Source organism: Dyadobacter pollutisoli (genome assembly GCF_026625565.1).
Taxonomy (GTDB): domain Bacteria; phylum Bacteroidota; class Bacteroidia; order Cytophagales; family Spirosomataceae; genus Dyadobacter; species Dyadobacter pollutisoli.
In genome coordinates, this window is sequence record NZ_CP112998.1 from 2,303,110 (window position 1) to 2,325,790 (window position 22,681).

The following is a 22,681-nucleotide window of genomic DNA, read 5'->3' on the forward strand; positions in this document are numbered from 1 at the left end:
CCTTATAACCAGCCCGTTCGCGGCATGTAAGCCGGTCACTTCGGCACACGAAGAACCTACCTCCGGCTTCAACAAAAATCAGACAACCATTAACATCGCAAATAATTATTTAGCATGAAACAATTTTTAAAGTCGACCATCTTTATAGGAGTACTTCTATTTCCACAGTTTCTTTCCGCACAGGATAACCCCACTATCAACGCAACCGTTTCCGGAAAAATACTCGATAACCGCACCAACGAAGCCTTGGTAGGGGCAACGGTAACCATTAAAGGAACTACCAACGGCGCGGTGACTGACGCGAACGGAGAGTTCAAATTGATCACAGGCCAAAAACTACCTTTCACACTAGTCGTTTCTTTTGTGGGCTTTCTCAAAAAGGAGGTTTTGATCAATGACAGCAAAGTTGAAATCAAGCTGGATGTAAATGATACACAGCTGGCAGACGTGGTGATTTCATCTCGTCGTCGTCAGGAATCAGCTCAGGACGTTCCTATCCCTATATCGGTAGTCGGTGGAACGAGGGCTGAGGACGCGGGTGCTTTTAATGTCAACAGACTAAAAGAATTGGTGCCGACTGTGCAGTTATATGCTTCCAATGCGCGGAACACAACGCTGAATATTCGTGGTCTGGGATCAACTTACGGGTTAACAAACGACGGCGTTGACCCAGGTGTAGGTTTTTATGTGGACGGTGTTTACTATGCCCGCCCGGCAGCCACTGCACTCGACTTCATTGATATTGAGCGTGTTGAGGTGCTTCGTGGGCCGCAAGGAACGCTATTTGGAAAAAATACGACTGCCGGTGCTTTCAACATTACAACCCGTGCGGCGAGTTTCCGACCGGGAGCTAACTTTGAGCTAAGCTACGGTAACCTGGGCTTCGTTCAGGCAAAGGCGTCGGTAACCGGTCCATTAAGTAAAAAGCTCGCTGCACGCGTTTCCTTTACGGGTACACAACGTAACGGAACGTTTTTTAATGTTCATACCCAATTGCCGATCAATGATATTAACAACATTGGTGTAAGAGGGCAGCTTCTGTTCACGCCGAGCGACCATGTAAACATTACCGTGATCGGGGACATTTCAAACCAAAAACCGGCAGGATATGGTTGGCCGGTGGCTGGTGTTGTGACTACCAAAAGGGCTGCATACAGACAATTCAACAACATTATCGCTGATTTGAATTATTCGCTTCCATACCAAAGCGCTTTTGAACGTAAGCTGGACCTGGATACACCTTCCAAAGCTGACAATCAGCTGGGCGGTGTTTCGGTGAATGCAGATATTAAAATTGGGAACGGAACCCTGACCAGTACATCCGCCTGGCGTTACTGGAAATGGACACCATTAAATGACCGGGATTACATTGGGTTACCTGTATTTACAATCTCGTCTGGTAATTCAAAGCATGACCAATGGTCTCAGGAGATACGTTATTCAGGAAAAATATCACCGAGATTAAGCGGGGTAGTTGGCGTGTTCGGTCTCTGGCAGGACCTGACCTCCGATCCGGTACAGACAGAGGAAGCCGGGTCAGCACAATGGCGGTTTGCACAGAGCTCAACCAGTGCATTATGGAAAACGCCCGGGCTGTTTGACAACTTCGGTATCCGTACCACCAACGAAATCAAAAGTACGAGTTTGGCCGTATTCGCACAGGCCGACTGGGCTGTGACCGATAAGATCCATGTTTTGCCAGGTATCCGCTACAACTACGACAAGAAAGTGGTGGATTACAGCAGGGTAACCTACGGCGGGTTGCAAACAAGCGATGCTGCATTGATCGCACTGAAAAACGGCGTGTATACCAATCAGTCCTTTAATACCGATTATACCAAAGGAAATTTCTCAGGACAGCTGTCTGCTCAATATAAAGCCAGCAGTAATTTCAATGCTTATGCTACGTATTCCATTGGATTTAAGCCAATTGGAGTGAATGTGGGAGGTTTGCCAACGGCCAGCGGTCAGATTTTAATTGACCTGGCCAATGTGAAACCAGAACACGTAGATCACAAAGAATTTGGTATTAAAACAAAACCATCGGGCAATTCGGTACTAAACCTGACGGTGTACCAGTCTGACATCAAAGATTATCAAACACAGGTACAGACTCCCGAACCAGGTGTAAACCGCGGTTACCTGGCAAATGCAGAAAAAGTACGTGTAAAAGGAGCAGAGATAGACGGTAACATCCGCTTTTCAAACCTGACATTGAATGCGGCCGTGGCATATACCGACGGTAAATACGTACGTTTCGCCAATGCGCCTGTGCCATTGGAAGAGGTAGGCGGGCCCCAGGCGTTTAAGGATGTTTCGGGTGGAAGACTTCCGGGGATCTCCAAATGGTCGGGTTCCGTGGGTGGCGAGGTAACTTTCAAAGGAACATTAATCGGTTTGAAGGGTAACTATTTCCTTGGCATCGATGAATTCTATCGTTCAGAGTTCTCGTCAAGTCCGTCACCATCTGAGTATCTGAACATTGACGGCTATGCGTTGACCAATGCACGATTCGGTTTCAGGGCCTCTAACGGACTCACATTCTTCCTCTGGGGACGGAATATTTTCAATAAAGATTATTACGAGCAACTTTTGGCTGCCCCCGGCAGCGCAGGCCAATACGCGGGTATCGTGGGAGACCAGCGTACCTACGGAGTTACGATCAGATTTACATATTGATTGGGAGTTTAAACAAAGGTTCCGAAAAGGGTAGTAGCAAAGTTTTTGTTACTGCCCTTCTTTTTTTGTTGTCATTGTAGAAAAAGAATAATCCCGGTAAAAATAATCTCCTATTTTTGAGCAAAGGTGACATCTTAGAATCCAAACAAAAATTGTCAATGCGAAAAGTCTTTACATTAGTTATTATTGCAATCACTACGGTTATCCTGGTCGGCGCGCTGGTTCATTATATTGGGGTCCAAGGGTTTTTATTCTCATGGAGTCTTAATTTTATGTTGATGGCATGCACTTTTACTTTTACGGAAACACTGAAAAGTGAACTTGCTTCTTCGTACTATCATGATAAGGCTTGGGAACTGAGAGGAAAAATATATGAGTCTTTCGGAATAAATATTTACAGAAAATTATTGGTTTTGATTGGTTGGGAAAAGCTGAACAAAAAGTCCAACCCGATGGAAAAGAATACTAAGGCTTTAATGTATCTGCATTACCGGACGAAGCAATCTGAATTGGGTCATTTAATTATTTTTGTTGTAGTTATTGGCTTCAATATTTTCGTGGCATTTGAATTTGGAATTCTCAAATCCCTGTGGTTACTAGTACTGAATGTATTATTTAATCTGTATCCAATTTTACTGCAACGATACAATCGGCCACGATTAGAAAGAGCTATTAATTTAAGTAAACGCAGATAAAGACGCGACTATGAAGAACTGGGTCCTTTATTTTTTGATCCCTGTCACATTGCTATATTTCGCCTCAAAAATCAGCAAAAGTAATTCTGCCTACGTCTACTATGTACAGACACCGGAATATGATGGCGGAGATCTGGTTGCTATCAAAAAGCTGAATGAGCTTGTGGAAGAAAATTTCTTGAACCGAAGCTATTATGAAGGAGTAGCCTATACGGATGAGTCCAATCGCTGGTATGCAAACTATAACAAAGAATATAAAGCCTTACTGATCGGAGGTTCAAGTGGCTGGTCGTACTACTTTTATGCAACACCTGAGGAATTAAAAATGATCGCGGACAGAAAAATCCGGGCAATTGATATCGATAAATACCTGAGACCTTTTCCCGTCAGTAAGCTGGAAGAATGCCCAACAAGATCCAGGGATTTGATTTCCTTCTTTTAAAAGTTTTTTGTAAAATGATCTTTTGTTACGTCCGTCATCAACTTGGTCAAAGCTGGTGCTTAGTTGGCAATGCTGTTTTTATTTTAAGCAATGCCCGTTATCTTGCCTGGACAATTCGACTACGCTGATTTGAACACGAAAAGCTTAACAAGCATGCTTAAAACATACTTAAAAAGGACTGGCTTTGCCGTCAGCTTATGGCTGGTCACGGCCTTTGCTCCACATGCTAAGATATCGGTTTACCTGATCGGGGATTCCACGATGGCTGTCAAACAGGTGAGTGCCTATCCCGAAACGGGGTGGGGGATGCCGTTTGCCCATTTTTTTGATGATAGTGTCGTGGTGGTCAATGGGGCGATGAATGGTCGTAGTACGCGAACCTTCATAGAGGAAAACCGGTGGCAACCTATCTCAGACAAACTGCGGGAAGGAGACTTTGTCCTGATCCAGTTTGGACACAATGATGAAGTTAAGACGAAAAAAAGCTATACGACTGAGGCCGAGTTTCAATCAAATTTGCAAAGGTTTATTGACGAAAGTCAGGCGAAAAAGGCGACTCCGATATTGATTACGCCGGTCGCTCGGAGGAGTTTCGACGCTTCCGGAAAAATTGTTGATACACATACCATATACGCAGAACTTGTGCGTTCGGTAGCCATCAAGAACCACCTTCCATGGATTGATCTCGATAAGCTGAGCCGGGAGTTGCTTCAAAAAATGGGGCCGGAAAATTCCAAATTTTTATTCCTGCACCTGGAACCCGATGAGCATCCTAATTACCCGGAAGGCAAAGAGGACAATACGCATTTCAGTGAGCTCGGCGCGCGAAAAATGGCGGAATTGGTGTTGGCAGACATGAAAAGACAGAAGATAGCGCTGAGCCAGCGTGTCGTTCAAAAGAGCAAATAAATCGGAGTGCATTCAGAAGGTACGTTTGATCTGAATGCTGCGGAAAAGCAGTTTTTGTGCTGTTTAGTGCTTTTTTATCCAGCCTTTTTTCTGGATTAAATCAGCCAAGGCAGCGCCTATTTTAGTGTGACCGCTGCTGTTGATATGGTCGTCGATGATGAAATAGTCCCGGCGGTTCAGGAAAGTGTGAACATTGGCAAAATAGACATTATCGACCGGATGAACAGCTTGGTAAGCCTGAAACTCCTTAACAATGGCGTAATTATACACGCCGACGTCGAAGACTAAAATAGGTCCCTTATATGTTTTCCTAATTCTGCTCAGATAAGGGAAAAAGGCCTCCGCATGTCCTGGCTGCGCTGCTGGTTTACTGGCCACTTGCTTCTGGTCAGCCGGAAGAGCGGCTTGAACAGCACCTTTTATTCCTTCGGTAATGAGCCAGCGGAGACTCAGAAAAATACCTTTAAACGGAAAGTAAGTCCCATTGATTGTATTTTGTTTCTCTGCGGCCTTAAACGAAACAGGATCAATGCCTGACTTCTGCGCCTTTGTCAAATTGGCGGTGTTCTCTTCCAGATCATTGTAACAATATTGAATAATGACAAGTTGGCAAGAGTCCAGGTTAAGCTCGTTTAGCAACATGGTCTCTCGGTGCGTGCCGTAAGAGGTGATGGCGGTATTGAGACTCTTCACATGAAGTTTGTTTTCAATAACTTCGGAAAACCGGTATTCCTTCTCTACACCCCAACCCATGCCATGGGAATCTCCGAGGATGACGATGGACGGATGATCAAGGCTGGATTGATCATCCCGCACGCCGAACGAATTCGTCTTTATTTCAATATCAAATTCGGGGTTGGTAAACCTACCTGCTATACTGGAACGAAAGCGATATCCTAATGAAGAGTCGTAGCGTGACAGCTTACTATCAAAGTTTGTGGTATTTTTAAAGAAGCTATACTGCCCTCGTATCCAATAGTAATAATTTTCCGGAAGCATCGTGTGACGCTGGTAGTGGGACATGTAAATGACACTGCTTACCAGCATGGTTTCTAATGTGGCGAAGATACCTATCAATATGAGCAGTCTGTGTAGCCGCTGGCTCGAAAATGACCAAAGGATTATTATAAAGCCTGTGGGGAACAAGATAAAATAAAACGGAAAGATTGTAGAATGCCTTACAAAAAAGTCTTGGCGGAAAAGCGGCATGCACAGCAACAACATTCCTAACAGGAAGAGCTTAATGTTCATAATGGTTTATTCGTGAGAGTTTGCGGAATTATCTCAGTTCTGACTTCTGAACATAGACCGATAAGTTTGGATAATCAGTGTTCAATTGGCAATCGGTCACATCTGTTTTCCGATGGGTCAAACGCTGAATGGAATCCCTAAGTTAAGAGAATGGGAACTACAAATGCTGGTAGGGTTCCTGCGCTCGAAGTTCTTCTAGTTGTAGCCGCAAGCTCACGCGGAAATCCCGATCGGCTTGGCCGATGTCGAGATGGTACTGGTGGGGATAAATGAGATCGAGCCTTCGTTGCACATTTTTAAGACCTATGCCGCCGAATTCTGGTTTCTGTACATGATCTTGTGAGATTGTGTTGGTGATCAGAAAATCGAGGTGATGATCTGCGGACCTTAATTTGATGACGATCTCGTTCTGACGGTTACTGTTTTTCGAAACGTGCTTGAACGCGTTTTCGACAAAAGTCATCAGGATAAAAGGAGCAATGGTTAAACTTTCGTGGTCGGCTAGCGTTGTCTCCACTACTACATTTACATTCTTATTTTGCCGCAGCCTTTCCAGCTCGATGAAGTTTTGAAGATACATCAGCTCCTTTTCCAGCGGGATCTGATGATCGTTGCATTCGTATAGCTGATGCCGTAAGAGTTCTGAAAATTTGGTGAGAGATGCCGCAGCGCGATCAGGGTTTTTATGAATGAGAAAAAAGATTGAATTAATGCTGTTAAAGAGAAAATGCGGGTTAAACTGATTTCTAAGAAAGCTCAGTTCTGATTCCAGTCTTTCTTTTTCAAGCATACGCTTGTTGCGGTCGGTAACGATCCAGTTAGCAGCCAGTTTAATGCTCATGGCCAGGGTAGAGGTGGCCAATGTCGATGGCATGGCCTCTCCAAAGAAATAATAAAAGCAGTTAGTGCCTTTCCCGTAGACGGTTTCAATGGGAATTTGAAATAACGCGGCACTAAGATAATAGCCTGAGACAATAAGCAGGGCGGCAACTATATTGACCGTAAAAAAGTAAGCCAGGTAGGCGGGAAACTTCCTGGTTTGGAGATACCGGGGTATGAGATAGTAGAAGTTAAGACAGACGACCACCGCCTGAAAAACCACAAAAAAGGCTATTTTAACTGCAAATGGGGAAAACATGCTACCAGCGGCGACTTCCGGCCGAAATAATGTAAGAAATTGGAATACCGACTGCCACGATCACAATGCTCATCCCGGTTGCAATGGCTTGCAGCTCGGGCGCGGGCATGGCCGGAAACACGATACGAAGTACGATCAAGTTCATGACCACCCAAATGAATATGCCATATAAAATGCCACTGGTGACTCTTTTTCCACTGATCGAGGCAACATTTTGATAAAGAAAATAATAGAAAACAGAGAACAGAAATGCGATAAAGAAATGCAAAACAAGGCCTGTCAGAACCATCGCAGTACCTCCGGAATATGCTTCTTTGCCGAAAATCCCGCTTGCAATGGACAGGATGATCCTCGACGGGGTGGTTTTTCCCATGATCATCGCGTAAACGAGAATGGCGACAATAATATCCAGCGCACCCGCAACAAATGTTGCCGAAAGAATCGTTTTGAAACCTTGTCCGCTAATTGTTAACCTACCCATTATGAATTCAGTTTAAATCGGGATAAGTTACTAAATATTAATCTATTTCATAAAAACCGAGGATGAAGGAATTTGATCTGCATGGGCAAATGCGATCTGGTATTTTGCTTTGTAAGTTGTCCGGTTTTGCTTTTTACCCTGGGCGCGGATACTGTTGTACAAGCCAAGCAGCGACCAACCGTTACCTGGGTTAAATATCAAATCCTCCACATACACTTTCTGCGCCTGTGAGGGCTTGCCAGCTTTGAGCAGGTAGGCCCCCAGAAACTGCCTGGAAGGTATCGGCCAATCCTTTGGTTCGGTGTAAATGAGCTTGTCTTCCAGCTCTACCGCTTTTTCAAAACTGTTGATGGCGGTTGCTCGATCATTACGGGCGAAGAGTATGGCGCCATTCAATATGTTTTCTGCAATTCCTGCTGCCTGGATTGGCGAGTTGAATGGTATTCTCCGCTTCGTCAGCACCGGATCTTTCATTTTAATGCGCAGTTGTTCCAAATGCGCTGACGCCGAATCGATCTGTCCGGTGTTGACCAATGCGATGCCTTTTGCAAAGTCCGAAAGCAGGCTGGCGTAAGTCCAGTGGCGGTCAACAACAACGCTGTCGTTCAAGATCTGGTCCCATTTGCCCATTCTCACCATAGTCATGACTGGTATCATATACAGATATTGATCGTAGGTAGTTTCTGCAGTGGGAGCAACGCTCTTGCGGCAGCGCTGTGCATAACGCATGGCTTCTGAATACATACCGGCCGTGAGCGCACAGTAACTTTGCACGGCGAAATAATGAGGGGAATGCTTGGTCAATGCCAGGTTTTTGGCAAGCAGATCGTAATATAGCAGATTGTTATCTGCCAGATTATTGACTTCAACGCCTTTGTGGTATAGGCCACTTCTTTCATATGCGTGGCTGGACATATGCACCATATGTGCGACGCCCGGGAGCAGGTCCCGCAATGTCTCCGCGCCGGCCAGCGACACGTCCGGGTGGCGTGAGGCCTCCGTTAAATGAATGTAGTAATGTAATGCGCCGGGATGTTTCGGGTTGTTTTTCAATACTTTTTCACAAATGCTGACCAACTCCGGCGTCCACGGCTTGGAAGTACCGTCTTTGCTCCAAAAATCCCAGGCATGCATCAGCATCACAGCGTCAATGTAAAGGACTTTAATATCCTGGTCATCGGGATAAACCGACATCAAGTCCTTTATTTTTTGAGAGTATGTAAGATTTAATGCCGCTCTGTCCGAATCTTTCGGATCGGAAGAGTAACGGCTGTTCATGGCTTTTATCAGGTGTTTTTCTCTTGGAGACGCATTCGCAGCGGCTTCATTCATCTGTTTCAAAACCTCCGCCAGAGCCTCCGGTTTGGTATAGCTGTGTGCTGCATTGTAGTACGGGCCCATGGCCAACGCCTGTCCCCACAGGGCCATCGGATTATTTTTTTCAATCCGTGCAGACTCTCTGAATGAGGCAACTGCCTCTTTGAAATGATAACTGTAATACATGCTCAGGCCCTGGTCAAAGTAGAACTGGGCGCTATCAGACTTAACAGTCACCGGGTAAGAGTAATGCCCCCAGCCTGGAAGTGCCACGATAAATTTGCCGTCGGCAGTGGTCGTTGACGACCCGGAATAGGAGGGTCCGCAAACTGCAATGTTTTCACGGCTTGCAGCGGGTGTCGGCGCAGGTTTTGGCCAGTACAATGCGATTCCGAGTACAAAAGATATAAATGTAACGGGCAGGAGCAGAAGTTTCATTTTGAATGCTGGGTTTGAAAAGACGTTCAGTGCGGTATTGTTGGACATGAAACGGAAAAGGTAGGAATTTAGAAAAAAGTTGATAAAAATGTGGCATTTAACTTTTAAATTGTCGTCAGTAAACTATCAGTAGGGTTTGTCTTCGTCTCGTTATGGCACACAACTTCATCCATCAGATCTTTAATGCGTCGCCAGCACCGAGTCTGGTACTGCATACTGATTCGCCGAAGTTCACTATAACTGAGGTGAATGAAGCTTACCTGGCTCTGGTGGGCCGGAAGAGGGAACAACTCATTGGAAAAGGTTTTTTTGAAGCATACCCTGAATATCCTTACGCTAACACGGCGCCGTGGAAAGGCCTGCTGGACAAGCTGCTCGACGATCATCTGCCAAATCAAACTCCCGTGTCGCGTTTCGTGGTACCGGTGCCGGGTACGGGCTATACGGAGGTCAGATATCTGGTTTCCACCAATACCCCTGTTTTTAATGACAATAATGAGATAGAATGCATATTGAGATCCGTGGCGGATGTGACCGAAATAACCAAAACACGGCTTAATGACACGGCATTCACAAAAGATAAATTTTTGTACGACACCCAACGTATTGCCAGAATCGGTAGCTGGGAGGCTGATGTCATCAATGAAAAGCTGGTATGGTCGGATGTGGTCAAGGAGATTTACGAGGTAGAGGCCGACTATGAGCCAGATTATACGTTGGCTTCCAGTTTCTACGACGACGAGTTCAGGGAACAATTTCAAATGGCGATTCAGGAAACCCTGACCAAAGGAACCCTCTTTGACTTAGAACTCAGGATCATGACGGCAAAGGGAAACCCATGCTGGATCAGAATTACTGGAAAGGCTGAGCTTTTGGACGGCGTGTGCACGCGTGTTCATGGTGCTATTCAGGACATTCATAACCGTAAAGTCGTTGAGCAACAATTAATTGACTCCCGCAATCAGTTTGAGTCATTGATCCAGACGATTGACGGCATAGTATGGGAAGCCGATGCCAGTACTTTCGAATTTAACTTCGTAAGCGATCAGGTAGAGAAAATGCTTGGGTATACGCCGGAGGAATGGCTGGGCGAACCCGACTTTTGGAAAAACCATATTCACCCGGACGATGTCGAGAAAGCCCTTGGCTACTGCCTGCAAGAGACCATGGAGGTAAGAAATCATGATTTTGATTACAGGATGCGCCGCGCCGATGGCGAGATGATCTGGATCAAGGATATGGTGAGCGTTATCCATGAAAATGGCAAACCTGTGCTGCTACGCGGTTTTATGGTTGATATCACAGAAACCAAAAGGCTCGTGGACATAGAGCACCTGGAAAAGACAGTACTGGAATTGAATTCCCGAAAAGGTTCCACTCTTCGTCATGTCTTGAATGAGTATCTGCTGGGGATTGAACGTATATTCCCGAGTATGAAATGTTCCATAGTAGGGATCGTCAACAATCGACTTAATAACTGGGCTGCCCCCTCGCTGCCCGATGAATATATTCAATCCATTGAAAACATACCGATCGGCGAGACGGCAGGGTCCTGTGGTACGGCGGCGTTTACCCGGGAGCGGGTGATTGTCAGCGACATCGCCAATGATCCCAGGTGGGCAGACTACCGGGAAGTTGCCTTGCCGCATAAGCTGCTGGCCTGCTGGTCACATCCTATTATTTCCTCCGACGATGTCGTTATTGCTACTTTCGCAGCCTATTACGAAAAGGTAAAAGTGCCGTTCGAAGAAGAGTTCAAGATCATTGACCGCGTCATAGCTATTTTAACGGTAGTGCTGGAAAACAGGCAGAACTCGGAGGTGATCCTGGCCAGCAAAAACAGGTTGCTTGGCCTGGTTAACGAATTGCAGAAGAACAATGAGCGGTACGAGTTTGTAAACAAAGCCACTAATGATGCCATTTATGATTGGGACCTTAAAACCGACCACATCGAATGGGGACTTGGATATTACCGGATGTTTGGTTTTAATGTAATGGATGATCAGTATCCGCTCGCCAAATGGGCCTGCCAGGTACATCCCGAAGACAGGGAAAAAACAGAAATAAGTCTTCAAAAGCAGCTTTCTGACACTGAGAAAAGCAAATGGACAGCGGATTATCGGTTCAGAAAGGCAGATGATACTTATGCCCACGTAGTCGAAAACGGTTATATTTTAAGAGACCGGCAAGGAAAAGCAGTGAGAATGATCGGTGTGCTGAGAGACGTCACCCGCCAAAAACAGGAAGAGCATGACCTCAAACTGCTGAGTTCGGTAATCACCAATACCAATGATATGGTACTGATCGCCGAGTCGAACCCCGATGATCTTACGGGGTTGAAAATCCTGTATGTGAATGCCGCATTTACGAAAATGACCGGTTCCTCGCCCGCTGAGGTAATCGGGAAAAGCCCCATGGTACTGCGAGGTTTCAGCCCTTTACAAAATGATTTTGGCGTGTTGAGAAATGCGATCAGGAATCTTGAACCGCTGGAAACCGAAACGATCCGGTACCAGCGAAATGGTGAAAGTTTCGACCTCAATCTTTCTCTTCATCCAGTGGCCGACGATCAGGGAATGCTGACACACTGGATCTCCATTGGCCACGATGTGACGGACAGGCTCAGGTACATTCGCGAAATTGAAGAACAAAATCAGAAATTCCAGGAGATCGCCTGGATGCAGTCGCACGTGATCAGGGCACCGCTGGCAAGATTAATGAGCCTGGTCGATCTTGTCAAAAATTACCAGAATTCGGAAATCGAAAAAACCGAGTTGCTGGACCATATCCTGACCTCGGCCTATTCCCTGGACGACATTATCCGCGATATTTCCTCCAAAACGGAACAGCTCTGATCAGAAACCGAGTTTTAAACCCAACGATAAACTAACTATATCGCTCGGTTTCAGGTACTTCGTGTTCTGCACATAACTGATCAGCAACAAGTCATAAGTACCCAGTTCATAATACAGTTCCAGGCCGCGTTTGCGGTTGTTCACGACGACATCACGGCCTACTTTGCCACCGATGTAAGCGCCTGGCCGGAACGAAGTTGCCCACCAGTAGTAGCCTTTGGGATAATATGCTGGCCATTTAGTATCAAACTGCGGCCCGAATGTATAGCTGAGATAGAACCCCAGTGAAAGAGGCGCAATGTAATAGGTGTTTTTCAATGGGATCCGCCATGGAGAGTACGTCGTTTTGCCGGTAATGGTAATCAATGCATCGCCGCCGAATTTTTGAGGCAGAAAGCCAAAAAGCAAATCAGTTTCCAGCGTTTTATTCCGCGAAATGTATCCCGGCCCACCCGAAAGAAAGCCAATATTGCCTGCAAACTGCAATTTCAAATGATCCGGCATGTACCATTTACGGGTTGGTTTGCTAAGCTGCATATTCTGACTATGCGCAGCAACGGACAACAGCAAAAACAGGAGTAAAAAATATTTGTACATCATTTCAAAATTCAACCTTCTCTACTTTATAACCATCCTTCCAGGTCGAAACCACAAGGTAACCTCTTGCACCCATGCTGGTGGTGACGTAATAATGCACGCCGTCGTTATAAAACTCACCATCCAGAAAATGATGCTGGTGACCGTATAGCGATATTCTGACGTTAGGATCATTGCCCAGGAGATCGGCATAACCCTTTTCGAGATTTTTATCAAAATCTCCGTCAAATGGCGGCACGTGAGCTACTACAATCGTGTTTTTGTTTCCGGGATTATCATTGAGCTGCGATTTCAGCCAGCCAAGATCCGGTACCGAACCATCGAAAGCGTACTCACGGGAGCTGTTATCAATGAAGATGAATTTGTTGTTTCCAGCTTCAAACGAATAATTGAGCGGGCCGTACATTTTACGATAGGAAGCGGCGCCATTGGCAATCAAGTCATGATTACCGATCACCGTCACATACGGACAGTTCAGCTTTGACATAATCTCATGGACCCATTTGTACTCCTGGCTCAGGCCAAAATCGGATATGTCGCCGGCATGTACCACGAAGGAAATATCCTTCTGCTGATTGGCGCTTTTTACAAATTCCGACGACTCATCATACCAACGCTGTGAATCGCCCATGAGGATGAATTTGACGGTGTCGGCCACAGGAAGCGCCTGAATTCTGGCAATGTTTTGGGCGTTCTGGTTCTTATCGCTGTCTTTAAAGATAACCTGATTGGGATTGTACTGGAATAGCCCTTCGCAAGAACTGAAAGCAAGTGCCAGGCCAAAAAACGCCCAACGTTGTATAGTTTTCAATTTTATAAATAGTAAGTGATGAGAGTGAATTTCCCAACGCGGGGAACATCTTGTCCTAACCGATTATTTGAAAGGATAATTCCAGTAACTTCGCCATATTATTAGTTACCTGTTTGCATGTTAAGGCTTCTGCCGTACTTCTGTTTCGGCACGGTTATTGCAAAGTAACTGTGTATATATTTCAATTTAAATTCATTACATCATGAAAATCAAAGGCATAGTAGGTACATTAAGTCTTGTACTGATCACATTGTCATTGTCTGCGCAAGTAGTTTCAAAAGACTCTATCAGTACCCTAAAAAACCAGAAACAAGCATTAGAATTAAGCAAGAGACTGAACGATCGTAAGCTTCAGTTGGCAAAAATGGAAAATGAACTTCCCGGAAAGACGGAAGAGGTAGCCAAAACTGCGGAGGATGCACAGAAATCTGCCGAGGAGAACAAAAAGGCAGCTAATAAGTTGGGGGACGATGCTCAAGACCGGAAACTAGCCCGGCGCGCCAGTAAACAGGCAGGTTCGGCACACCGGGACGCAAAAAGAGCCAGAAGGGCGGCGGATAATCTTGAAAAACTAAAAAGAAATATAGCTAAGCTCAAAGACCAGATCAGCGAAGACGAAGCCAAACTCGCTGCTATGCCCGGGGTTACAGGCAGCCGGTAATATTTGATTTTTACGGTGAATGAGAAACGCCGCAGTTTAGCCCGCGGCGTTTCTCATTATTAAACTAGATCTGTTTCGGCGCGATTTCGTCGGGCCAGGGAACTTGCTTTCCGGTCGCTTTGATTACAGGCCATTGCACATTCCATTGTTTCAATTGTTTAGTAAACAAAGCAGCTAGTTCCTTCACTTTTTGTGGATTAGAAGTAGCCAGGTCAGTTTGTTCGCCTATGTCGCTTTTAAGGTTGTAGAGTTCAAGCTTGCCTTTCCGGTAATCATAAATCAGTTTCCAGTCCCCCTTCCGGAATGCGCTGGAATAATGGATATTGGGCCCTTCTGCTGCGATCCAGCGGTTTGGATGATGCCAGACAAGTTCACGGTCGTCGTTTTTGATGGCAGGATTTTGCAGCAAGGGCAAAAAGCTCCTGCCATCGACCGATTGAACCAGTTTCGGGTTTTTAACGCCCGCAATGTCCAGGATCGTAGGAAAAAAATCTTCAATGATGACATACTGGTCTGTCACCGAATTTGGCTTTACGACGCCAGGCCAGCGCACGAGCATCGGCTCACGGATACCGCCTTCATAAACAGAACCTTTACCCGCTTTCAAAGGCAAATTGTGCGTCCAGGCTTTGCCGCCTCTGGCCGGCGTAGTACTCAATCCACCATTGTCCGACATGAAAAGGATAATGGTGTTATCGGCAATTTTTTTATCGTCAATGTATTGCAGCACGTCACCCAGGCTTTTGTCCATTCCTTCTACCAAAGCGGCGTATTTCGCTTCGGTACTATCAAGTCCTGCTTTGAGATAATGATCCATGTAACGTTTGTCGGCGGTCAGTGGAATGTGAACCGCATAATGGGCCAGGTAGAGGAAAAACGGCTTTTTCTCCGATAAAGGTTTTTCCAGGGCTTTCAATGCCTCAGTCGTAATGGCGTCGGTCAGGAAAACATTGGTCCCGTGATACGCTTCGAGTCCCGGTACTGCATTGCGGTTGGGCTTACCATTGACAGGGCTATCATAGTTTTTCTCGCCTGCATAGCTGGCCGGGTGACCAATGGAGCTACCCGCAATATTGATATCAAAACCTGCATTCTTTGGGTCAGAACCAGGCGTGCCGGCCGAACCGAAATGCGCCTTTCCGCTGTGAATGGTGTAGTAGCCGTTCTGTTTGAGCACAGCCGGTAGGGCAGTAGCATGAAAAGTATGCTCCACGCCAGCCACAGGGCTGAAACCATTGATATTCCAATCCACGGACTGCAATGTAGAATCGGCGTAATCCGTGTTTTTATTTTTGTCTGGGGACGTCCAGTGGGTCACGCGGTGGTGTGCCGCGTTTACACCCGTGATCAGGCTCACACGGGTAGGCGTACATACAGGCATTGCGTACGCATTCGTGAATTTCAGGCCTTCCCGGGCCAGCCGTTCCATATTCGGAGTGCGGTAGCGTTTATTGAAATCCGTTGTTTTGTCCCAAAACGGCACCGAGGTGTCCTGCCAGCCCATATCATCAACGAGGAAGACAATGACATTGGGTTTTTCACCTTTCTTTTTTTGTCCAAAAACCGGGATAACAAGTGCCAGCCCGAAAGCCAGCACCGATAGAAGCATTCTTTTCATATTATTTGTAACCGTCATTTTGTTTCAGGCTCGGGTTTCGGTCAGTTTCAGTAGCGGAATATCTGCTTTGGCACGAAGCTGTTTGATCAACTCAATCGCGGCAGGTGTCGGGCCGGTCAGCTCGTTTAATGCTTCCGCTTTACTTAAAAGGATATCAGCATAGCGAACTACCGGAAAATCATTGCCCAAATCAGCACCAGTCGCGGGCAGGTCTTCTTCAAACTGGAAGCTTCTTTTATCGTCTTGTCCCAATATGATGTGGTTGCCATTCAAATCGTCGTACTTCGTCAAAAACGCATGATGACCCCGGTATTTGGGATCAAATGAATCGTAAAACGCTGATAATGTTTTGAGTTGGGTCGCATCATTGGACTTTGCTGCGCATTTTTAGTTTGGAGGCGACACCGAAATAACGGGCGCCGGACGGTCAGAGATTACACGGAACATCAAATGAATTTGTATATACGACTGCCACTGACCTCACTTTTTTAACCACTCCTAATATTTGTCTGCCCAAATCTTGTATTTACTAAACAGTGTTTATTATATTCACAGCGTAATTACAAAACACATGGCGATTAAGGAAAGAAAGGAGCGGGAAAAGCAGGATATGAGGAACCTGATCATTGAATCGGCTACTCAGTTGTTTCTGAAATTAGGTTATGACAAGACCTCGATCCGTACTATTGCCGAGGACATTGAATATAGCCCAGCAACTATCTATCTGTATTTCAAGGATAAAGACGAAATATTTTTTGAGATTCACGAAAATGCATTCTCGATTCTCGAAAAGCTTTTCAGGGCGCATGATGTGATCGAAAATCCATTTGAACGTTTGGCAGCAGTGGGAAGAACTTATGTTCAGTTCGCTTTTGATAACCCCGATTACTACGATCTGATGTTTATCATGCGTGCGCCGATGTCACAGATAAAAAATGCAGAAAAATGGGCGGCTGGCGATTGTGCTTTTGGGTACGTGCTGGAAACAATTACCGCTTGTCTCGAACAAAAACTGATCAAACCAGCGGATAAATTCATTACTACGATCTCCGTCTGGTCTTTTGCGCATGGCCTGGTATCCCTGTATATACGGGAGAGAATGTGTATCCTTCAAATGGAAGACGACGTCGTTCGGGCAATGTTGAACACTTCGCTTGAAAATTATTTGGAAAATCTGAAAACCTAAAAAAATTTACCCGTTACTAAACACTGTTCATTATATAAACATCACTTACATGACTTCAATTTTTCGAGGAATGCTACGGCATTTGCTATACATACTTTTACTGTCCGGGATGCTCGCCGAGGCGCGGGCACAGGACAGGATATTGGAAGGCTACATTCAGCAGGGGTTGAAAAACAATCAGGGGATTCGTCAACAGGGATTTTTGCTGGAAAAAAGCATGTATGCTTTAAAAGAAGCAAAGACATTTTTTCTGCCGGAAGTCAATTTTAATGGGTCTTACCTCGATTCTCGCGGCGGCCGGAAGATCAGTATCCCGATCGGCGACCTGCTCAACCCGGTTTATTCTTCATTGAACCAACTCACCAACTCTTCCGCATTTCCCCAGGTCGAGAATGTGAACCAGACTTTTAACCCCAATAACTATTACGACGCCAAGTTCAGGACTTCCCTGCCGCTTTACAATGCTGAGATAACGTACAACACGCGAATCCGAAAGGAGCAGATCAATTTCCAGCAGGCTGAGGCCGACGTTTACAGACGCGAGCTAGTGAAGGAAATCAAGTTTGCCTACTATGCCTATATGCAGTCACGGGAGGCGATTAGCATTTTGGAAAGCGCGGTTTCCCTGGCGAGAGAAAATCTCAGGTTTAATCAGGTTTTGGTCAAGAATGATAAGGCGATCAGGACAGTGGTGAGCCGCTCAGAGAATGAACTGATCGGGCTGGAAGCTAGATTGGAAGATGCTAAAAACCAGTCTGTTAATGCGGCTGGGTATTTCAATTTTTTACTTAACACTCCGCTCGATTCACGCATTGAGGGACAAGCCGCCACGCAGCTGGCACCTGAGCCGGATACTGCTGCCACCGGTAAGAGGGAGGAACTCGTTAAACTGGAATCTCTATTGAAAATCAACACATTGTCGGGGCAGCTGGCGAAAGCTTCTTCGTTGCCGAAGCTATCGACTTTCATGGACCTGGGTACGCAGGGCGATTTTATCAAATTTAATAATGACACGCGCTACTATCTGTTTGGCGTGACTCTGGACTGGCGCGTTTTTGCTGCAAACCGGGTGCAATATAAAACCAAGCAGGCTGCAATGGACCGGAACGCTACTTCGGCGCAGCTGAGCCAGGTAGAGCAACAGTTGGCATTACAGTCACAAACTGCTTCGAACAAGTTGAAATCTGCCGTAACCATTTATCGTGCCGCCACCAGCCAGACAGCACTTTCGAAACAGTATTACGAAGATCAGCAGAAATTGTACCGCGAAGGCCAGCTGCTTTACATCGAATTGCTGGACGCCCAGAACCGGTTGATCAATGATCAGCTTCAACAAAGTATTTCTTACCTGAATGTACAAACCCGCACGGCCGAGCTGGAACGGGCAAAAGCAAGCTATGTATTTTCTAATTAAACAATGACATGAAAACTACCATTAAAATAAGCATTATCGCGCTTTTTGCCTCCGCCGTTTTCGCGATGACGGCCTGTAAGGAAGAGAAAAAAGCAGAGGAAACCGATACTACTATTCCGGTCAAAATCATTAGTTCATCCGCATTGAGCCAGGCGCAGGCGGTGGAGACTTCGGGCTTGCTGGCTTCCGAAAATGAGGCGCATTTGTCTTTCAAGATCGGTGGCATTATCAATAGTGTTTTGGTAAAAGAAGGTGACCGGGTGAGAAAAGGACAATTGCTGGCGACGCTGAATACGACCGAAATAGCCGCACAAATGGCACAGGCAGAAGAAAATTTCCTGAAAGCCAAACGCGATGCACAGCGCACGCAGAACCTCTACCGCGACAGCGTGAATACCAAAGAGCAACTGGAAAACAGCCAGACGTCGCTTGCGGTAGCTGAAAAGCAACTCGAAATAGTACGCTTTAACCTGTCTCAGGCGAAGATTGTTTCCACGACTGACGGTGTTGTCATTCAAAAGCTGCAAAATGCAGGAGAACAAGTTCAGGGCGGCGCGCCGGTACTATTCGTGAGCAGTACCAGCCAGAAAGATTGGGTGATCAAATGCGGACTGACAGACAAGGACTGGGCAAAATTAAAAGGTGGCGAGAAAGCAGAAATCATATTTGATGCTTATCCTCAGACATTTTCTGGTAGCGTGAAGTCACTTTCGCAAGGTAGCGACGTGGTTTCGGGACTTTATCAGGCCGAAATTAGGCTTGACAAGCAGGATGCCAAGATGGCAAGCGGGTTGTTTGCCAAAGTGAGCATTTACCCGAAAGAAAAAACCAGTATGGTTTCCATTCCAGTCGACGCGCTGATTGAAGGAGAGAATGACACGGCATTTGTGTTCGTGGCCGATGGGAGCAAAGCGCACAAAAAGCAGGTGAAAATAGCTTTCCTCGAAGGTGATAAAGCATTCATTCTGTCGGGTGTGGATGCTGGTGCGAAGGTGATCAGGGAAGGTTCCGCGTACCTGGCGGAGGGTTCGGATATCAAAATAATTCAGTAATCATTCAACAAACGAAATCATGAAATTACCTGAATTTGCCGTTAAAAATTACCAGTTTACGCTGGTGGTTTTCCTCGCCGTGCTCGCGCTGGGAATCTACTCGCTCTTTACGATGCCTCGCAGTGAGGACCCCGAAATACACCCGCCGCAGTTTACAGTCGTGGTGATTTACCCCGGTACCAACCCCAAGGATATGGAGCAGCTGGTGGTGGACCCGATGGAGAAAAAGATCAATGAGCTGGACGACATGAAGCACGTAATCACCGATATCCGCGACGGGCTGGCTGTGATGCAGGTACAATATAAATATAGCAGCGATCCGGACGACAAGTACCAGGAGCTGGTGCGGGAGATCAACAGCCTGCGGGCGCAGCTGCCTGCTGACGTGAGCGATATCAGGATCAACAAGCAGATCCCGTCCGACGTGAGTATTTATCAGTACGCATTGATTAGCGAGAATGCTTCCTATGCCCAGATGAAGAAGTTTTCGAAGGAATTCAAGGAGCGCCTGGAAAAGGTTAAGACATTGAAAAAAGTCGAATATTCCGGTATTCCGGAACGCGAAGTGAAAGTGAGCCTGAACCTGCAAAAGATCGCACAGCAGCAATTGACCCAAAATCAGGTGATCGGTGCATTGCAAAGCGAAAATGTGAATATTCCGGGCGGTAGCATTAGTATGGGTACCAAAAAGCTCAATGTCAAAACGAGTGGAAATTACCGGACTTTGGAAGAAGTAGCAAACACCGTCGTGTCCACCGCCAGTGGAAAAATAGTGCTGCTGAAAGACGTGGCCGACGTGAAGCTGGGCTATGAGGATGAAACCCACATTACCCGTTTGAATGGTTTCCGTTGCAGTTTTGTGAACATTAGCCAGAAAGAAGGAGAGAACATTATCTCGGTTCAGGGGCAGGTAGAGCCTATTGTTGCCAAATTTGAAAAAGAACTTCCTTCCAACATTGAACTGGTAAAAGTGTTTGACCAGGCCAAAAGTGTGGACACCCGTCTGTCGCATTTCGCACGCGATTTCGGTATTGCGATATTATTGGTACTACTTACATTGTTACCCCTGGGAACACGCGCCTCGCTGGTGGTAATGATCTCCATCCCGCTTTCGCTGGCGATCGGTCTTACGATCATGAACCTGCTCGGATATAATATTAATCAGTTGAGCATTGTCGGGATGATCGTCGCATTGGGTATCCTGGTGGATGATAGCATCGTGGTCGTGGAGAATATAGAACGTTACCTGAGAATGGGTTACGGCAAAGTAGAGGCATCCATTAAAGCTTCTTCACAAATCGGGCTGGCGGTAGTGGGCTGTACAATTCTGTTGATTTTCGCGTTTCTGCCGCTGGTGTTTTTGCCGGAAGGTGCAGGTGATTTTATCCGAAGCTTACCATTGTCGGTGATCACCACGGTGTTCGCTTCCATGATCGTTTCGCTGACGGTAGTGCCGTTTTTGTCGAGTGTTATTTTGAAACCGCATGCTAGCCAAGATGGTAACTTCCTTTTGAGAGGCATGAAAAAAGGCATTCACAAAACTTACGGAAGTTTACTGGACAAAGCATTGAAATGGCCGATCGTTACATTGTTACTGGCTGGTGGAATCTTTGCAGGTTCTCTGGCACTAGTACCGCTCATTGGAAACAGCCTTTTTCCAAAATCGGAGAAGCCCATGTTCCTTATCGACATTGAAACGCCGCAGGGTACCAATCTTAAAAAGACCAATGAAGTTACCCGCTATGTAGAGCAGATTTTGAAGAAGGAGCCATTGATCACTTCGTTTTCTACCAATGTTGGAAAAGGGAACCCGAGGGTTTATTATAATGTGATCCAACGCAATGAAAGCGAAAACTTTGCCGAGATTTTTGTTCAAGTAGAAGGCCTTGAGACCGAGGAAAAAGTAGAGGTGATTGAAAAGCTGAGGAAGAAACTGGAAAGATATCCGGGAGCCGAAATTAAGGTGAAGGATTTTGAGCAGGGACCATTGATCGAAGCGCCGCTGGCTTACCGGATTTATGGTGAAAACCTGGACGACTTGCGTAAAACAGCTTTCCGTGTGGCCGATATGCTGAGTAAAACCGAGGGCACGATCTACGTCAATAACCCGTTACTCGTTCAGCCAACGGATTTGAAAGTGAACATTAACAAGGAAAAGGCAGGTACACTGGGAATTTCGTCCTCCGACATTGACCGTACTGTGAGACTGGGCGCGGCTGGGTTGAATGTAGCGACTTACCGCGAGGACGTAGGCAAGGCTGATAATTACAATGTCAATGTGTCCGTTTCGCGCAATGCGGCCATTCAGGATTACAGTGTTTTTGATAAATTATATGTGCCTTCTGCTTCCGGCGCCAACATTCCGCTGAAAAACGTGGCTACTATTGAACTGGAAAGTTCGCCCAACCAGATCCGCCATTACGATAAGGACCGCTATGTGACCGTCTCATCCTTTGTGAAACCGGGCTATAATGTGCAGCGGATCAATGAGGACATCACTACGAAACTGAATAGTTTCAAATTTGAAAAAGGCCAGACATTTACCGTTGCCGGGGAAAAGGAAAGTCAGGAAGAAAGTTTTGGTGGACTAGGCTTGATTATACTCGTGACCGTATTTGGCTTCCTGGGCGTGCTGATCCTTGAATTCAAGACATTCAAAAGCATTCTGATCGTACTGTCGGTGATTCCATTAGGTATCGTGGGTGGTCTGGCGATGCTTTTCCTGACAGGCGAGACATTGTCTTTCACCGCGACGATTGGTTTCATTGCGCTGGTTGGGATAGAGGTTAAAAACTCATTGCTGGTTGTGGACTTTACGAATCAACTCAGAGAGCAGGGCAAGGGAATTGAAGAGGCTATCATTGAGGCCGGGGAAATTCGTTTTGTCCCCATTCTGCTTACTTCCATGACGGCCATCGGAGGGTTGCTACCGCTCGTAATCGAGTATAGCGCCCTGTATTCCCCACTTTCACTGGTACTCATCGGCGGGTTGATCAGCTCTACATTGTTATCAAGGCTGGTGACGCCGGTGATGTATAAATTGCTACCGCCGACTATTGTGCAGGAAGTGAAGGAGGAAGCGGTTGCGGAGTTGCAGTATTGATTATTGTTTTGTCAAGCTGAGCGGAGCCGAAGCA

General features: G+C 46.2%; 18 protein-coding genes. 10 read left to right on the forward strand and 8 right to left on the reverse strand.

Annotation, left to right across the window (positions count from 1 at the left end; genetic code table 11):
- Positions 1-114 precede the first annotated feature (114 nt).
- From ON006_RS09485 to ON006_RS09500, 4 genes are all read left to right on the forward strand, one after another.
- Positions 115-2,679 (forward strand): TonB-dependent receptor, encoded by a 2,565-nt coding sequence (locus tag ON006_RS09485; protein ID WP_244824249.1) that lies wholly within the window; start codon positions 115-117, stop codon positions 2,677-2,679.
- Positions 2,680-2,837: 158 nt separating this feature from the next.
- Positions 2,838-3,374 (forward strand): glycosyl-4,4'-diaponeurosporenoate acyltransferase CrtO family protein, encoded by a 537-nt coding sequence (locus ON006_RS09490; RefSeq protein WP_244824250.1) that lies wholly within the window; start codon positions 2,838-2,840, stop codon positions 3,372-3,374.
- A 10-nt stretch (positions 3,375-3,384) separates the two neighbouring features.
- Positions 3,385-3,816: a hypothetical protein gene (locus tag ON006_RS09495; protein WP_244824251.1), complete on the forward strand. Its 432-nt coding sequence runs from the start codon at positions 3,385-3,387 to the stop codon at positions 3,814-3,816.
- Positions 3,817-3,969: 153 nt separating this feature from the next.
- Positions 3,970-4,725: a rhamnogalacturonan acetylesterase gene (locus tag ON006_RS09500; protein WP_244824252.1), complete on the forward strand. Its 756-nt coding sequence runs from the start codon at positions 3,970-3,972 to the stop codon at positions 4,723-4,725.
- Positions 4,726-4,788: 63 nt separating this feature from the next.
- Here the strand turns inward: ON006_RS09500 and ON006_RS09505 are convergent, their stop codons facing one another.
- The 4 genes from ON006_RS09505 to ON006_RS09520 form a co-directional block, all read right to left on the reverse strand.
- Positions 4,789-5,976 carry a hypothetical protein gene (locus ON006_RS09505; protein WP_244824253.1) on the reverse strand — a complete coding sequence of 396 codons (1,188 nt, stop codon included), beginning with the start codon at positions 5,974-5,976 and terminating at the stop codon, positions 4,789-4,791.
- 157 nt (positions 5,977-6,133) lie between these two features.
- Positions 6,134-7,114, reverse strand: a complete 981-nt coding sequence (locus tag ON006_RS09510; protein WP_244824254.1) for a sensor histidine kinase — start codon at positions 7,112-7,114, stop codon at positions 6,134-6,136.
- A gap of 1 nt (position 7,115) precedes the next feature.
- Complete coding sequence (locus tag ON006_RS09515; RefSeq protein ID WP_244824255.1) at positions 7,116-7,595, reverse strand: DUF1440 domain-containing protein; 480 nt, start codon at positions 7,593-7,595, stop codon at positions 7,116-7,118.
- 42 nt (positions 7,596-7,637) lie between these two features.
- On the reverse strand, positions 7,638-9,350 hold the full coding sequence (locus ON006_RS09520; protein WP_244824256.1) for a tetratricopeptide repeat protein: 1,713 nt from the start codon (positions 9,348-9,350) through the stop codon (positions 7,638-7,640).
- A 152-nt stretch (positions 9,351-9,502) separates the two neighbouring features.
- On the opposite strand from ON006_RS09520, the gene ON006_RS09525 reads away from it, so the two are divergent.
- Positions 9,503-12,205: a PAS domain-containing protein gene (locus tag ON006_RS09525; RefSeq protein ID WP_244824257.1), complete on the forward strand. Its 2,703-nt coding sequence runs from the start codon at positions 9,503-9,505 to the stop codon at positions 12,203-12,205.
- On the opposite strand, the gene ON006_RS09530 is transcribed toward ON006_RS09525, so the two are convergent.
- A complete protein-coding gene (locus ON006_RS09530; RefSeq protein WP_244824258.1) occupies positions 12,206-12,805 on the reverse strand; it encodes a hypothetical protein in 600 nt (199 codons plus the stop codon).
- 1 nt (position 12,806) lies between these two features.
- The gene (locus tag ON006_RS09535; protein WP_244824259.1) at positions 12,807-13,613 is read right to left on the reverse strand and encodes a metallophosphoesterase family protein; all 807 of its coding nucleotides are present in this window, start codon (positions 13,611-13,613) and stop codon (positions 12,807-12,809) included.
- Positions 13,614-13,815: 202 nt separating this feature from the next.
- Here ON006_RS09535 and ON006_RS09540 point away from each other — a divergent pair, with 202 nt between their 5' ends.
- Positions 13,816-14,274: a hypothetical protein gene (locus ON006_RS09540; protein ID WP_244824260.1), complete on the forward strand. Its 459-nt coding sequence runs from the start codon at positions 13,816-13,818 to the stop codon at positions 14,272-14,274.
- 64 nt (positions 14,275-14,338) lie between these two features.
- Here ON006_RS09540 and ON006_RS09545 read toward each other — a convergent pair whose 3' ends face one another.
- On the reverse strand, positions 14,339-15,892 hold the full coding sequence (locus ON006_RS09545) for a sulfatase (protein WP_244824261.1): 1,554 nt from the start codon (positions 15,890-15,892) through the stop codon (positions 14,339-14,341).
- Between the two features lie 24 nt (positions 15,893-15,916).
- Entirely contained in the window at positions 15,917-16,183 is a 267-nt protein-coding gene (locus tag ON006_RS09550) for a RagB/SusD family nutrient uptake outer membrane protein (RefSeq protein WP_244824262.1), read from the reverse strand.
- 280 nt (positions 16,184-16,463) lie between these two features.
- Here ON006_RS09550 and ON006_RS09555 point away from each other — a divergent pair, with 280 nt between their 5' ends.
- From ON006_RS09555 to ON006_RS09570, 4 genes are read left to right on the forward strand one after another with little or no spacing between them, the layout of a single operon-like run.
- Positions 16,464-17,078, forward strand: coding sequence for a TetR/AcrR family transcriptional regulator (locus ON006_RS09555; RefSeq protein ID WP_244824263.1), 615 nt, complete (start codon positions 16,464-16,466; stop codon positions 17,076-17,078).
- Positions 17,079-17,127: 49 nt separating this feature from the next.
- The gene (locus tag ON006_RS09560; protein ID WP_244824264.1) at positions 17,128-18,492 is read left to right on the forward strand and encodes a TolC family protein; all 1,365 of its coding nucleotides are present in this window, start codon (positions 17,128-17,130) and stop codon (positions 18,490-18,492) included.
- 8 nt (positions 18,493-18,500) lie between these two features.
- Positions 18,501-19,544, forward strand: a complete 1,044-nt coding sequence (locus ON006_RS09565; RefSeq protein WP_244824265.1) for an efflux RND transporter periplasmic adaptor subunit — start codon at positions 18,501-18,503, stop codon at positions 19,542-19,544.
- 19 nt (positions 19,545-19,563) lie between these two features.
- On the forward strand, positions 19,564-22,647 hold the full coding sequence (locus tag ON006_RS09570; RefSeq protein WP_244824266.1) for an efflux RND transporter permease subunit: 3,084 nt from the start codon (positions 19,564-19,566) through the stop codon (positions 22,645-22,647).
- Positions 22,648-22,681: the final 34 nt, after the last annotated feature.